Origin of the sequence: Rossellomorea sp. YZS02, from assembly GCF_033963925.1 — a bacterium.
GTDB lineage: Bacteria > Bacillota > Bacilli > Bacillales > Bacillaceae_B > Rossellomorea.
In genome coordinates this window covers 39,320-53,958 of record NZ_JAXBLY010000003.1, presented here as the reverse complement: position 1 = coordinate 53,958, position 14,639 = coordinate 39,320, and the positions used below count along the sequence as shown (strand labels likewise).

At 47.8% G+C, this 14,639-nt stretch carries 14 protein-coding genes; 12 read left to right on the top strand and 2 right to left on the bottom strand.

Going from position 1 to position 14,639, the window contains the following annotated elements:
* The first annotated feature begins 87 nt into the window (after positions 1 to 87).
* From SLH55_RS04370 to SLH55_RS04320, 11 genes are all read left to right on the top strand, one after another.
* Positions 88 to 1,152, top strand: coding sequence for a sugar ABC transporter substrate-binding protein (locus tag SLH55_RS04370; RefSeq protein ID WP_257475030.1), 1,065 nt, complete (start codon positions 88 to 90; stop codon positions 1,150 to 1,152).
* A 77-nt stretch (positions 1,153 to 1,229) separates the two neighbouring features.
* Positions 1,230 to 2,750, top strand: coding sequence for a sugar ABC transporter ATP-binding protein (locus SLH55_RS04365; protein WP_219167641.1), 1,521 nt, complete (start codon positions 1,230 to 1,232; stop codon positions 2,748 to 2,750).
* 14 nt (positions 2,751 to 2,764) lie between these two features.
* The gene (locus SLH55_RS04360; protein WP_219167640.1) at positions 2,765 to 3,937 is read left to right on the top strand and encodes a sugar ABC transporter permease; all 1,173 of its coding nucleotides are present in this window, start codon (positions 2,765 to 2,767) and stop codon (positions 3,935 to 3,937) included.
* A gap of 154 nt (positions 3,938 to 4,091) precedes the next feature.
* Positions 4,092 to 5,072, top strand: coding sequence for a sugar ABC transporter substrate-binding protein (locus tag SLH55_RS04355; protein WP_308807560.1), 981 nt, complete (start codon positions 4,092 to 4,094; stop codon positions 5,070 to 5,072).
* On the top strand, positions 5,069 to 6,529 hold the full coding sequence (locus SLH55_RS04350) for a sensor histidine kinase (protein WP_219167638.1): 1,461 nt from the start codon (positions 5,069 to 5,071) through the stop codon (positions 6,527 to 6,529). Before SLH55_RS04355 ends, SLH55_RS04350 begins: the two co-directional genes overlap by 4 nt.
* Positions 6,504 to 8,024: a response regulator gene (locus SLH55_RS04345; protein WP_320322786.1), complete on the top strand. Its 1,521-nt coding sequence runs from the start codon at positions 6,504 to 6,506 to the stop codon at positions 8,022 to 8,024. Before SLH55_RS04350 ends, SLH55_RS04345 begins: the two co-directional genes overlap by 26 nt.
* Before the next feature lie 15 nt (positions 8,025 to 8,039).
* A complete protein-coding gene (locus SLH55_RS04340; RefSeq protein WP_320322785.1) occupies positions 8,040 to 9,092 on the top strand; it encodes a sugar ABC transporter substrate-binding protein in 1,053 nt (350 codons plus the stop codon).
* 131 nt (positions 9,093 to 9,223) lie between these two features.
* The gene (locus tag SLH55_RS04335) at positions 9,224 to 9,667 is read left to right on the top strand and encodes a hypothetical protein (RefSeq protein ID WP_320322784.1); all 444 of its coding nucleotides are present in this window, start codon (positions 9,224 to 9,226) and stop codon (positions 9,665 to 9,667) included.
* A gap of 591 nt (positions 9,668 to 10,258) precedes the next feature.
* A complete protein-coding gene (locus SLH55_RS04330; protein ID WP_320322783.1) occupies positions 10,259 to 10,687 on the top strand; it encodes a DUF6526 family protein in 429 nt (142 codons plus the stop codon).
* 60 nt (positions 10,688 to 10,747) lie between these two features.
* On the top strand, positions 10,748 to 11,674 hold the full coding sequence (locus SLH55_RS04325) for an ABC transporter ATP-binding protein (protein WP_219167633.1): 927 nt from the start codon (positions 10,748 to 10,750) through the stop codon (positions 11,672 to 11,674).
* Positions 11,671 to 12,762, top strand: coding sequence for an ABC transporter permease (locus SLH55_RS04320; RefSeq protein WP_219167632.1), 1,092 nt, complete (start codon positions 11,671 to 11,673; stop codon positions 12,760 to 12,762). The genes SLH55_RS04325 and SLH55_RS04320 overlap by 4 nt, the downstream gene beginning before the upstream one ends.
* 41 nt (positions 12,763 to 12,803) lie before the next feature.
* Here SLH55_RS04320 and SLH55_RS04315 read toward each other — a convergent pair whose 3' ends face one another.
* Together SLH55_RS04315 and SLH55_RS04310 are read right to left on the bottom strand one after the other, a co-directional pair.
* The gene (locus tag SLH55_RS04315) at positions 12,804 to 13,421 is read right to left on the bottom strand and encodes a sterol desaturase family protein (protein WP_320322782.1); all 618 of its coding nucleotides are present in this window, start codon (positions 13,419 to 13,421) and stop codon (positions 12,804 to 12,806) included.
* On the bottom strand, positions 13,418 to 14,110 hold the full coding sequence (locus tag SLH55_RS04310; protein ID WP_320322781.1) for a GntR family transcriptional regulator: 693 nt from the start codon (positions 14,108 to 14,110) through the stop codon (positions 13,418 to 13,420). Before SLH55_RS04310 ends, SLH55_RS04315 begins: the two co-directional genes overlap by 4 nt.
* A gap of 147 nt (positions 14,111 to 14,257) precedes the next feature.
* Between SLH55_RS04310 and SLH55_RS04305 the strand changes: the two genes are divergently transcribed.
* A complete protein-coding gene (locus SLH55_RS04305; RefSeq protein WP_320322780.1) occupies positions 14,258 to 14,590 on the top strand; it encodes a hypothetical protein in 333 nt (110 codons plus the stop codon).
* Positions 14,591 to 14,639 lie beyond the last annotated feature (49 nt).

Sequence of the window (14,639 nt, the reverse complement as noted above, 5' to 3'; positions counted from 1 at the left end):
TTCTCAATATAATTAACCTTGAGCTTGAAAACAAAGGGGGAGTAAGAAGTGAAGAAGACGTTAATGTTCATGGTTCTCATTCTATTTATGGGTATGCTTGCAGCATGTAGCAGTAGTACAGGTGGTAAGAAAGGCGTCAGTGTCGGGATCGTATTACCGACAAAGGACGAGCCGAGATGGGTTCAGGATGAAAAGCGCTTTAAAGATGCGTTGAAGGATTCCGAGTATACGACGGAAATCCTGTTCAGCCAAGGTTCTTCTGCCAAGGAAAAGGAAAATGTAGAAACATTGATCAATAAAGGGATCGATGTGCTGATCATTACACCACAGGATGGGGATGCGGCAGCAGCTGCTGTGGAGTCAGCGAAAAAAGAAGGAATTACGGTCATTTCATATGATCGTCTGATTACGAATACAGATGCGGTTGATTATTACGTAACATTCGACAGCGTCGCCGTTGGGGAAGCACAGGGACAATATCTGATCGATCACGCCGAGGGCAAAGATGTGCCACTTTATCTGTATGCCGGTGCAGCTTCTGATAACAATGCGTTCTTGTTCTTTGAAGGAGCCTGGAAAGTGCTTCAACCGAAAATTGCCGATGGTACATTCAAAATCGCCAATTCAAGCGAAGCGGAATCACTTAAAGACACAGCGGAGTTAAGCCGTGATGAAATGAGTAAAATCCTTGGTCAGGTGACAACGAACTGGGATCCAAACGAAGCGAAGAACAAAGCACAAACACATCTGACGGCTGCAGGGGCGGATATGAAGGGTGATGTGGCCGTTCTTGCACCGAATGATGGTACAGCCCGTTCCATCGCCGATGTATTCTCTTCAGACAAGGCTGTAACAAGCTTCGTCGTGACAGGTCAGGATGCGGAGAAAGCGTCTGTTCAATATGTGATCGATGGCAAGCAGTCCATGACGGTCTTCAAGGATGTGCGTACGCTCGTAACCGATGCAATGGGAATTGCCGTTGACGTCCTGGATGGAAAGACGCCTGAAACAACAGGTTCTTATGACAACGGTAAGAAAGATGTAGAAGCAAAGCAAACGGAAGTCATCGTAGTAGATCAAGAAAATGTGAAAGAAGAACTGATCGACTCAGGATATTATGAAGCGAAAGAATTCACAGGGTTGAAAGAATAACAGTAAACGGAATGGTGGCCGGGATGTCCGCCGCCATTCCGTATTGTCATTGCTTTTGTTAAAGGGGGTTAACTGTAATGAATAAGTATTTGTTGGAAATGAATGATATCTCCAAGGAATTTACGGGTGTGAAAGCACTGAGTGATGTGAATTTCAAAGTGGAAGAAGGAGAGATTCATTGTTTGATAGGTGAAAACGGGGCTGGGAAGTCCACGTTAATGAAGGTGCTGAGCGGGGTGTATCCCTATGGGACGTACACGGGGGACATCGTGTTCGATGGAGCCGTTCAGCAATTTAACAAAATCAGTGACAGTGTCAATACAGGGATTGCCATCATCTATCAGGAGCTGGCTCTCTTTCCGGATCTGACCGTCTATGAAAACATTTTCGCAGGCAATGAAGTGAAGCTTGGCGGCTTCATCGATTGGAACCGAACCATCGTGGAAGCACAAAAGCTCCTGAAGAAAGTGAAGCTGAATGTAAATCCGGATACCCTTGTGAGGGACCTCAGCGTAGGAAAACGACAGCTCGTCGAGATTGCAAAAGCGCTGAGTAAAGACGTGAAACTATTGATTTTGGATGAACCGACAGCGGCACTGAATGAAGATGATAGTGAGAACCTGCTTGAGCTATTGAAGGACCTGAAAAAACAAGGCATCACATGTATCATGATTTCACACAAGCTGAAGGAAGTCATCCACATCGCCGACAAGGCGACCGTACTCCGGGATGGAAAGACGATTTGCACCCTGGATGCATCAAAAGGGGAAGTGTCAGAAGGAATCATTATCAAAAACATGGTGGGCCGGGCCATTGAAGATATCTATCCGAAGCGACTAAATAAATCCCACGGCGAAAGCATATTAGAGCTTCAAAACTGGTCTGCTTATGATCCTCAGCTTGGCAGAGAGGTGGTCAAAGACGTAAATCTTCACGTGAAGAGAGGAGAAATTGTCGGAATTGCCGGGCTTATGGGTTCAGGCAGAACAGAGCTTGCATTGAGTATTTTCGGCAATGCGAAATCCTATAAGCTTGAAGGCAATCTTGTTTGGGATAACAGCCTTACCGCGCTGAAGCATACGAAGGATGCCATCAAAGCGGGAATCGCGTATGTCACAGAGGACAGGAAAGATGACGGGCTATTCCTACTGCAAGATATTAAAAGCAATATTTCCGCTGCCAACTTAGGGGGGATCTCTACGAAAGGGATCATCAATGACAATGAAGAGATCAAAGTGGCTGAACGCTATCATTCGTCCCTTCATATCAAGGCATCTTCCCTTGAACAGCTCGTCGGGAATCTGAGCGGGGGAAATCAGCAGAAGGTATCCATCGGAAAATGGCTCTTTGTCGGACCAAAGCTTCTCATCCTTGACGAGCCGACACGTGGAATCGATGTCGGGGCGAAGTTTGAAATCTATACAGTGATGAACGAGCTGATCGAACAAGGACTGAGCATCATCATGATCTCCTCCGAGCTCGGGGAGGTACTTGGGATGAGTGACCGTGTGTACGTCATGGCCCAGGGTGAAATCAAAGGGGAACTACAGGTGGAAGACGCCAATCAGGAAAAAATCATGGAGCTTGCAACGCAATAAGGGGGTAAAGACATATGAATATCTTTCAAGAAGCAAGAATGCTGATTCGCGACAACATCCGCGACTACGGCATGTATATTGCACTATTTGCTATCATACTGACATTTACATTCATGACGGACGGCTTATTCATTACGTCCAGGAACATTAGTAATCTATTGGACTCAGCAGGCTATATCGCCGTGCTTGCTGTCGGGATGACCCTGGTCATCGTCATCCGGCATATTGATCTGTCCGTTGGATATGCGGCGGGATTCCTCGGTGCCATTGCAGCGATTCTGCTTACTCAGGCAGGCCTTTCAACATGGCTTACGATACCGATCATCCTCGTCATAGGAGCCATTGTCGGCTTGTTCAACGGTTTGCTTGTGGCCCAGATCGGGATCCCATCTTTCGTGGCGACCTTAGCCGGGATGCTGATTTTCCGCGGAGCGCTTTTGCAGGTGACGGAGAAGACGGGGACCATCATCATCCAGGATGATCATTTCAATGCTATCGGAAACGGGTTCATCCCTTCCCTTATGGAAGTGAACGGACTTCATCTTCTATCCCTGCTCGTGGGGCTAGTCGGGATCGCCCTTTATATTTACAGTGAATTTTCAACGAGACGAAACAAGATCAAATATGATTTCGAAGTCATCTCTGCGCCGATTTTTGCCGTGAAGCTCGTCTTCGTTTCGGCCATCATCGGATATGTGACTTGGATCCTTGCAGGATACCACGGCTTTTCATGGACGGTCATCATCATCCTGATCGTCGTCATCGTGTATCACTTCCTGACATCCAGGACGGTTCTCGGCCGCCATATCTATGCGGTGGGAAGCAACCCGGAAGCGGCTCATCTGAGCGGGATCAATGTTAAGAAAATCACGTATATCGTCTTCGGTTCGATGGGAATGCTTGCTGCGCTTTCCGGGATTCTGTTCACTTCACGTCTTCAATCGGCCACGACCACTGCCGGGACGTTATTCGAGCTGGATGCCATCGCAGCCGCCTACGTAGGGGGAGTGTCATCTGCCGGGGGTGTCGGGAAAGTAACGGGTGCCATCATCGGGGCCATCGTCATGGCTTCATTGACAAGTGGAATGAACCTTCTCGGTGTCGGGATTTCCTATCAATATATGATTCGCGGCGGAGTGCTTGCCGGTGCCGTCATCTTTGATGTGATGACCCGTAAGAAACGATAATGAAACGGCTGGATTCCTATGGGGTCCGGCCTCGTTATTTTTTTAAAAAAGTACGGATGTACAGGTGAATATCCAAAAAGTACTCGAACCTTCCCAAAGATTCCTGTGCTATGATAAAAGTAATAGTTCTAACTGTTGAGGGGGGATGTGTCAGGTGCGGAAAATTCGGTTTCTCGGACTGTTAGTAGTCGTACTTTTGTTATGTCATTTAACGTTTTTATCAGCGAAAAAAGTGTTCGAAGCCGAGGCGCATCTCCCGCAGGGAATCGGGATGTCAGGTGAGGACCGGCACAGGCTTGTGCTCATCACTCAGGACACTCAGACCCCGTTTTGGGACAAGGTAGCGAAAGGTGCAAAACGCCAGGCGGAAGAAGAAGGTGTGAACCTTGAAGTATGGGGAAGCTTCGGGAAGAATCAGGAAGAGTTCTTGAAAAACATCGAAATCGCCATTCAATCGAAGGTCGATGGCATCCTGATCCAGGGGACGGATACACCAGAATTCAAGGAGCTCACGAAGGTGAAGGCTTCCTTCAATGGAATTCCGGTGATTACCGTCGCCAATGATGTGCCGATGGAGGATAGTCTCAGGCGGACATATGTTGGATCTGATCAGTATGAAGCTGGAAAGCTTGTTGCAGAAGAGCTTGTCCGCAAGATGGGGGATTCAGGAAGGATTGTCCTCATGGTGGACCGTGATCAGGAATATTATCAGAAAGAACGGGTAGAGGGCATCGGGGATGTGATGAAGGGATACCCGGGCATTAAGGTTGTGGAAGGGGAAACGGGAAGGGCCAGGGATCAAATCATAACAGCCACACGGGATGTCATGAATCGCTATCCTGATATCGATGCGTTCATCTCTGTCAATGCAAGTAATCTCGGGGCCATGATCGATGAAATAAGTAAGCGCTCTCAAGAGGAGTCTTATTTCATCTATTCTTTTGATGATGGACCGGAATCAATGACGTTGTTATCACAGGGGCTGATCGATGGGGTAGTCGAGCAGGAACCGGAGAAAATGGGCCAATGGAGCGTACGCCTCATGGAAGAATGGCTGAACGGAGAAACCGTCCCCCTTGATGAGGACGGGTATCTGACGGGAATCAAGATCTTGAAAGTGGAGAAGGACCAATGACAAACATCCAGAAAAAGATCCTGACACTCACGACGGTGGTCATGGTCATCATGTCCGCCATCTGGCTTGCGCTTACATATTATAACTATCGCACGCATGAGCAATACAATGAGATCCTCAAGCGCTATCTGGATATGAATGAAGTATCAAGGGCAAGTCAGCAGGTCGTCACTGACTTGAACAACTATATGGTCGACGCCAATGCCGAAACCCTGCAGCAATTGGAAGAAAGCAAGGAGGGGGTCCAAAGAGCCAAGACCGGGGTCTATTCCCTCAGAAACCGGGATAACGACTTTACACTGACCAACTACCTTAACTTGATTGACAGCCTGGTCGAAACAACAGACCGATTCATCCTGTTCCAGAAAGAAAGGGATGCGGAAGCTTCTGCACAGGAGTTTGCAGAGGCAAACCGGATATCAGGCTATATCTCTGAGATGACCCTCACCCTGATCGATAAAGAATTGACGACGTATAACGTGATGTACAGGGGCATCATGGAACAGTCCGCAGAAGTCATAAAGCTTGGAATCTGGGGGCTCCTGCTCATAACGTGCCTTCTCCTGATTGCATCATACTGGTTCTCACTCGGGATCACACGACCGGTCTTCCAGCTGACCAGAGCCGCCAATGAATTGTCCAAGGGTAATTTCAGCCGGCAGGTGAAGGTGGAGGGAAGCGGTGAGATCGCCTTTTTGGCCAAGACGTTCGACCGGATGCGGATCAATATCAATAATCTTATTTCAGAAATCAAACAGAAAGCGACATTGGAACGGGAACTCCAGGAAAGCAAGCTCCTCCTGCAGGAAAGCCAATTCAGAAGCCTTCAGAGTCAAATTAACCCGCATTTCTTATTTAATACGTTAAATACTCTTTCAAAGAAAGCTTATCTGGAAGGGTCCGAGGAAACGAGCGACTTACTCGTCAGCGTGGCGGGGATCCTCCGCTATAATCTGAAGCGGCAAAACCGGTCGGTTACCTTAAGGGACGAAATACAGGTCCTTGAGCAATATATGCACATTCAAAAAGCCCGTTTCACAGACCGCCTGCAGCTGTATATGGAGGTCGATGAAAGCTGTCTGGACGCGAGAATCCCTTCATTGACCCTGCAGCCGATCGTGGAAAATGCCGTGATCCATGCGGTGGAACCGAAAGAGGATGGGGGTACGATCTGGTTCCGTGTTCGTGAAGAGAATGATTTTATCCTGATTGAGATCGAGGATGATGGCGTGGGGATGTCACAGAAAAAGATCCAACAGGTGCTCCATGAAGAAGTGCTTCCCGAAGGTCACTCAACAGGGATTGGATTTAGTAACGTTGTGAAACGCCTTCAATTATATTATGGATTTGAGGATGTCCTCAGGATCGAAAGTATCGAGGGTGAGGGGACCACTATTATGCTGAGAATTACAAGGGAAGGAGCAGGTACCTATGATCAAGCTACTTATAGTCGATGATGAACAGTTGGAAAGGGAAGGAATGCAGGCGATCTTAGAGAGGCATTTCCCTCACGTAGGCATCCGGCAGGCCAAGAATGGAAATATGGCAGTAGAGTTGGCGAAAGAGTATTCCCCTGATCTGATCTTGATGGATATCAAAATGCCGGGGATGAATGGACTCGAAGCCATGGAAGCCATCAAAGCAGAACGGCCGGAGATCAAATTCATCATGGTGACGGCCTATGATACCTTCACGTACATGAAAGCAGCCATCAAACTCGGTGCCAAGGACTATGTGTTAAAGCCGAGCAAAGCGTCTGAGATTGTCCACACGATCGGGAAAGTGCTTGAGGAGATTGAACAAGAACGTGAGCAGATTGTGGAAAGCCGGCAGGAGAAGGAAAAATGGCAAAAGGCACAGATGCTGGTCGAAACCGATGTGGTTACCCAGTTATTATTTGATCATGTACATGATGTTCATGTCGATATGCTCATGGAAATGCTTGAGGTGCCTTCATCGCAGGAAATGTTCGTGATGGTCCTCTTCCTTCCTGAAGGAGTGGAAAACCAGTATTCCGCCATCAGGAAGAGGGTCCTGAAGTGTGGATGGACCGGGGCTTTGTACGGAAGGCAGCTTCCCATGATCGTATTCAGGAAGCCCGGGTTCACCTATAGATCCCAGGCAACCACCCTGGCGAGGGAACTGCTCTCCCTTGCAAAGGGAAGCGAATGGTTCATCGGAATCGGGAAAGCGTACGATTCCCTGGACCAGGTCCGTCACTCTTATCAGGAGGCCATGCTCTCATCCGTCGATACAGGGCTGCGCCAGAAATACCGGTTTTTTGAAGACATCCCATTGGAACCGGAGAAGCGGAAGCAGGCCATGATGGATCAGAAGCATTTAATGGAGAATATCAGGCTTGGAAAGTGGGATCAGGTGCTTACGCAGTTCCATACTGCTTTTGCTCTGTTGGAGAAAGAACGGACACCACTCGTGTACACCCAGCAGCGGACCCTTGAGGTATTGTGGATGATCTCGAGGACCTTGAGTGAATGCGGCGTCGAAACGGACACGCCCCTTTTCCCGATTCAGCCCATGGATTACCGCCAGCTGAGGGAAGAAACTGAGCGACTCATAGACGGGATGAAGGACTCCTATGTAAAACGGTTTAACCAAATGGAGAGCGATACGTTCCAGCAGATCAAACAATTCATTCAAGACCATTCCCATGAAGACATTTCATTGGATACCCTCGCACAAAAAGTGAACTTGAGTCCCATTTACATCAGTAAGATGTTCAAGGAAAAACAGGGAATGAACTACATCGATTTTCTGACAGAGTGCCGGATGGAGAAGGCGAAGGTGCTGATGGGGGATATGGAAAAGAGCATAAAGGAAATCACATTCGAAGTCGGGTACCATGATCCAAATTATTTCAGCAAGGTGTTTAAGAAAGTGACCCGTTACTCTCCGAAAGAGTACCGAAAGACGTTACTTGGACAACATGCATAAAGGGGAAGAGACGCCATGGTCCATTGGAAGAAAAGGTTAAGCATAGGCTGGTTATTGATCACCGTGCTGATTTTAGCTGCCTGCGAAGAGAAGGATCCCGTTGTTCAGGTGCATAAAGAAGAGGAGGAATCCCTTCCCGATGTCGTGAAGATCGGATTCTCAATGGATACACTTGAGGAGGAACGATGGGTCAGGGACCGTGACCTATTTAAGAAGGCTGTTGAGGACCTGGGAGCGGAAGTGGAGATCATGGAGGCAAGGGGAAATGATGCCCTTCAGGTGCTTCAGGCAGAGACCTTGATCAGTCAGGGGATCGATGTGCTGGTGATCGTTCCGTATAACGCGGAAGCCGCAGCAGCCATCGTGCAGAAAGCCCATCGCGCAGGCATCAAAGTGGTTTCATATGACAGACTCGTCAAGAATGCCGACATCGACTTGTACGTTTCATTCGATAACGAACGAGTCGGAGAACTTCAGGCGAGGGCCATCAAAGAACTGGTCCCGGAGGGGAAATACGTCTATATCGGCGGGGCCGATACAGACTACAATGCCCATCTGATGAAGAAAGGCGTCTTCAGCGTCCTGAATTCCCCTATTGACCTAGGTGACATCACGGTCGCATATGATCAGTGGACGGATAACTGGCTCCCGGGAAATGCCTATTCGAATATGAAAGAAGCCCTGAAAGCCAATCATAATGACATCGACGCCGTCATTGCGGCTAACGACGCAACTGCAGGAATGGCATTGAAGGCAATGGAAGAAGAGGGGCTGAAAGGGAAAATCCCCATCGCAGGACAGGACGCAGAGCTGGCTGCTGCTCAACGGATCGTTCAGGGCACCCAAACCATGACCGTCTACAAACCGATTGACACCCTTGCCCGTGAAGCGGCATCCCTTGCTATTGCTCTCGCCAAAGACGAATACATCGATACCGATAAAAAAATCAACAACGGTAAAATCGAGGTGCCTTCCGTCCTTCTGGAGCCCATTGCAGTGGATCGGGACAACCTGGATAGTACAATCATTGCAGATGGTTTTCATTCAAGGGAAGATGTGTATAGGTAATGTGAGGAAAGCACCCGGTATCGGGTGTTTTTTAATATAGAAATAGGAGAACGGGGTAAAAAGTATTTACTTAAATTTTCCAATTTCTGTATACTTAAAAGTATATAAATGCGAAGGGGGATGGGGAAATAGTGAGGAAAATGAGTTTTATGCTAATAGCCGGTTTTTTACTCTTTACCGGTTGTTCCAATAGCGAACAGGTAGATACATACACCATGGAAGAAGCGACCGACAACGGAGACACGCTGGTGGATGAAGAGGGTGAGGTATCGAACCTCGATCAACTGCTGCGTTTTGTAGACGGGGTGCAGGAAAAGAAAGAATCCGATGTAACGGTATCGAACTTCTTCAACAACCAGGTCAGTATCAATGAACTATCGTTCGATGGAAATAAAGTCAACTATGTGTTAAAGACCGGAACAGGGGAAGAAAAGAGACAGGCGGTATGCGACGGAATCGAAGAAAAGAGCGGGTTCATCTCGTTACAGGGATGTGACGGGGAAGAGGATGCCATCGGGATCGTTCAGGTTTCTGAGTACAATATTAACAAGAGCAGGGCTTCGATGAAAGATTGACGGGCATCCGGATGCGGGTGCTTTTTTATTTTGATGAGGGGTGTGGGTAGTACAAATATGTAGAGATGGTGGCAGAGATGTGATGGATTAATGAGCATGTAAGCTTCGTAAGGGTTTGGAAAAGTGTCCCCTTTAATCAGCAGGGTAGGTGCTTTAAGTATGCGGAGGCTTTGAATGTTCGGAAAGACTAGTATTTTGCCATTTTGGAATGATATATGTCATGATTGAAGTCCATTATCATGTATTTGCTAGGAAAAGAGAGTTGAGGGAGGTGGATATAGGGATGGATTGGGGAAGAGAAAGGCGTCAGTTGAAGGTAATTGCGTCATTTTCTCGGTTGATTGCGTCATTTCTGAATTTATTGCGTCGTTTTTGAAGTTATTGCGTCATTTTCAACCGTAATTACGTCATTTTTTCATTATTTGCGTATTTTTACATATAATCCCAATCTAAAGAGGCTAACAATGCTCCACAACGAAAATCCACTCAGCATACCCCGCCCAACCTCCGAATATGATGTCTAAGTGAATCCTTTACACAATCCATCACCCATCTGGTATATAATGAATCTATAACCCTCAGGAGGTACATATGAAACAACAAAACTATGAAAATCATAGCAAGGTGGATCCGGTATTCCATGTAGGGATTGCCTTGTCAGCACTGATTACACTCATTTTGACGATCACGTTTTTCGTGAAGAATGTGGGGGATGAAACGCTGCTTAGCTTTTTAGTGATCGTGGCGGTGATCACCATCATCCTGGTCGGGGTGAGGCTCCGTACATATGCCCTTCAGGTTCAGGACCGCGTCATCCGTGCAGAAGAGAATTTCCGCTATTACCGTTTAACGGGTAATGAGCTGGATAGCAATCTATCACTGAAGCAGATCATCGCTCTCCGGTTTGCACCAAATGAAGAGTTCCCGGCGTTGGTCGAACGGACGCTTACGGAAAACTTATCACCGAATGACATTAAGAAAGCTGTACAGAATTGGCGTGCAGATCATCATCGCGTATAAACAACAGGAATTTGGACCGCTCATTCGTGGGCGGTTACGTTTTTTTATAGGAGGCTCGTTATGCCAAATGAAGTCATGGTAGATGTAAAAGATTTAGTGAAAAGATACGGTTCCTTTACGGCGGTGAAGGGCGTCCGCTTTCAGGTGGAGAAGGGGGAGATCTTCGGATTACTTGGACCCAATGGGGCCGGGAAGACGACGACGATCGAGATGCTCGTGGGACTCAGGAAGCCTGACGCGGGGACGGCAAGCTTGGCAGGCTTTGACGTGCGTAAAGAAGTGAATCAAGTGAAGGAAGTAATCGGGGTTCAGCTTCAGTCTACCTCGTTGTTTGAACTCCTCAAGGTGGAGGAGATCCTTCATTTGTATGCAAGTTTTTATCCGAAAAATGTGGACATCAATCAACTGATAGAAGATATGCTGCTGACGGAAAAAAGGAAGGACCGGATCAAAGGGTTGTCCGGCGGGCAGAAGCAGCGATTGGCGATTGCCCTGGCACTGATCCATGATCCGAATATCGTATTTCTCGATGAACCCACGACGGGACTGGACCCCCAGGCGCGGAGGACGCTGTGGGATATTGTTCTCAGACTGAAGGAGCGGGGAAAGACGGTCATCCTGTCGACTCATTATATGGATGAAGCCCACGTGCTTTGCGACCGGATCGGCATCATGGATCAGGGGGAGCTGATTGCCCTCGATACGCCGACGAATCTTGTGAAAACGTTGCAGTCAACGAGTACGATCGAGTTCCATCTGGACAATCCTCCTGAACAGGAGTGGTTCATGAAGATGGATGGGGTGGAGGAAGTGGCCATCAAGGATACCTTCGTCCAGCTCTACACTGACGAACTTCAGCGTGCCTTGACTTCATTGATTTCACTTTCAACAGAGCATGACTTGAAAATCGAGGACCTTCAGACGCGTCAGGCAACACTTGAAGATGTCTTCATCCATATGACAGGAAGGAGGCTGCGGGAATCATGAGAGCGTATTGGCAGCTGACACTGGCACAGTTACGAATTTTTGCACGAAACAAACAGGTATTGTTCTTTACCCTGCTTTTCCCGGTGATCCTGATGGTTGCACTGGGTTCATTCGCTGGAGGGGGGGATTCCGTTTCACTGACTGTCGGAATGATCGATAGCGATCAAACGGATGCCTCAAAGGATTTAAAGAACTTATTTAATGAAAATGAAGGGTTCAAAACATCTTCATTTGACAGCGTTAAAGCCGGAAGAAAAGCCGTGAAAAATGGCGATATCCAACTTCTGATTGAAATCCCGAAAGGATACGGGGAAAACGTGAAGGAAAGAGATGAGGCGTTCTCAATCCCGGTCTACTATAACGAAAAAAACCTGGCGACAGCTGAGCTTGGACTTACGGTCGTGAATGGGGTTATCGATCAATACAGTAAGGACCTTGTCGATTACAAGCCTGTCGTGACGGTGGAAAAAGTCGGGATCGAAGCGCTGAACATTCGCTATGTCGATTTCCTTGTTCCCGGGATCGTCGCCATGATGATCATGAGCAACAATATGAACGGGGTGGCAGGTCAGATATCCGCGTGGCGGGAACGCGGGATCCTCCGCCGCATGCAGGGGACGAGACTGAAGGCATCCACCTTCATCGCGGCCCAGATCACGGCGCGCCTGATGCTGAACGGGACGCAGGCACTCCTGGTCGTATTGATTGCCGATCTCATTTTTGACATCAACGTAGCGGGTTCGTGGCTTGCGATGATTTTCTTTATCATCCTTGGGACCCTGGCGTTCATGTCACTCGGCTTCATCATTGCCGGGATGGCGAAGAACCCGGAAAGTGCGGGACCGATTGCAGGTTTCGTGACGTTCCCAATGCTGTTTCTCGGCGGGGTGTTCTTCCCGATCAACGATATGCCGGACATCATTCAGCCGATTGTGAAGGTGCTGCCGATTGCTCACTTGAGTTCTGCACTGCGTGAGACGATGAATCTCGGGACCCCGTTTTTGGAGCTTGGGACAGAGACACTGATATTGGGGGCGTGGCTTGTTGTCGGATTTGCCCTTGCGAGTTATGTGTTTAAGTGGGAATAGAAGAAAAAAGTCCGATCGGTTCAAATCCGATCGGACTTTTTTCATGCCCTCTTCTCCAAATCCTTCGCGGTCTCACTCATTTCTACGTCGCTTCCTTCTTTGTAGGTGCCGAACAGCACATCGACAAATGGGGTCGACACCCCGTACCAATAGTTCTCATTCTTATAATGATGAAGGACATGCGTCTTTTTAAGCCAGCGGCCAAAGCGCGTCTTCGGTTTCATCGGCCGGTGAGCGACGTAGTGCTTCCATTCATATACAAAGAACATGAAGAGTATCCCGGTGGTGAATGCAAGAGTAAATGACATGGATCCGGTTATGAAGTAAAACAACAGGCACAAGACAAAGAGGTTGGGTGCGCTGTACCAGATCGGTAGAAATAGGAGCTTTAGGTCGTTCGGCTTCTTATGATGATCGTAATGCAGGCGCTTGATTAAATTCAGTAATAAAGGGTTCTTCGGTGCCTTGATATGAAAGAGGAAGCGGTGGGTGAGGTATTCGCTGAACATGTAGGTGACGATCCCCACAGTGAAAAATAAGAGACTGAATAACGAAAGCTCCCTCGTGACCAAAAATCCCAGCACCACTAAAAAAATGCACGCCATCACTAAAATATCAAAATGTAAAAAGAAATCCCGATACAATCGATTCTCCTTCATTTCTCCGTTCCTCCATTCATTTTTTGTTTCCAAAGCGTAATGCTTGTTTCCATCATGTCCCGGATGGTTTGCTCGGCTTGTTGAATGTCTCCGGCCAATATCCATTCCAAAAGTCTGTTGTAATAGTCACGTGAAGCGGTCCTGAGTTCGGATTCCGAGAAGTATTTCTCTGCCATCCTGATATAAATATCCTTAAAGCTGTTCAGGATCAAGAGGTAAATGGGGTTCGGCGACAGCATGGCGACCCCGTGCTGGATCTGCCAGTCAAATTCCGCATAGGCATTGGCTTCTTCCGGGATATCCTCGAACGGGGCGAAGAGGGAAACAACTTTCAGCCTGCTGTTCTCCAGGGCATCCTTGAAATAAGCCGGTGTTATCGAGACCCGAAGCTGTAGCATATGGACGATGAATTCATCCGGAATCTCCTCCTCGTGCTGCAGGATGGTAACGATCGTCATCAAGTTCCCCTGTTTCCAGTAATCATTCACGACAGCAGGCATCCCCTTGCGGCCGGTGATCCAACCGTCCCGTTCCAGTCGCTGCAGGGCTTCGCGGATGGTGGGGCGGCCGACTTTGTATTGAGCAGCCAATTCCCTCTCAGATTGAAGAGGTTCCTGAATCTTCAGGATGCCCGCCAAAATGGAGCGGGAAATGTCTCTGGCGACTATATCCGAAGAACGGTCTTTCATGAAAGCACCTCCTGATTGGTAAGACCAATTTTAATTATGGTAATACCATTATATGATTTCTGGAGATAGATTTGTCAATGAATTCTGAAAAATATTGTTATCTTATCTATCATTAGAGATAATGAGGAAAAAGCGTGGGGGATGCCGATGGGGAAGGTCTTAATGGCTATAGCGATCCTAAGCATAATCATAAGTGGTTGTGGCCTGGAGAAGGATCAAGACGCAAATCCTGTGATCAAAACGGCCTATGACTCCCTTTCACGGTCAGAACAGAATGAAATAAAAGGGGACTGGAAAAACGCCACCCTGAAAGAGGGGACTGTGAATAAGAAAATGGGGGTCTTAACAGATCATCAGTATGATGGGGAAGAAGTGTATATCATTGTTTTCTATACGGGAAGCAACCATTCACTAGGGGATATTGATGTGTACGTTTCAAAAGACCAACAGAAAGTGATCGGGAAAGGGTACCGGGATTAAAAGACCTTGGGCTGCGGTGAAGGTAACAGCAGCCCAAGTTTTTTTTATT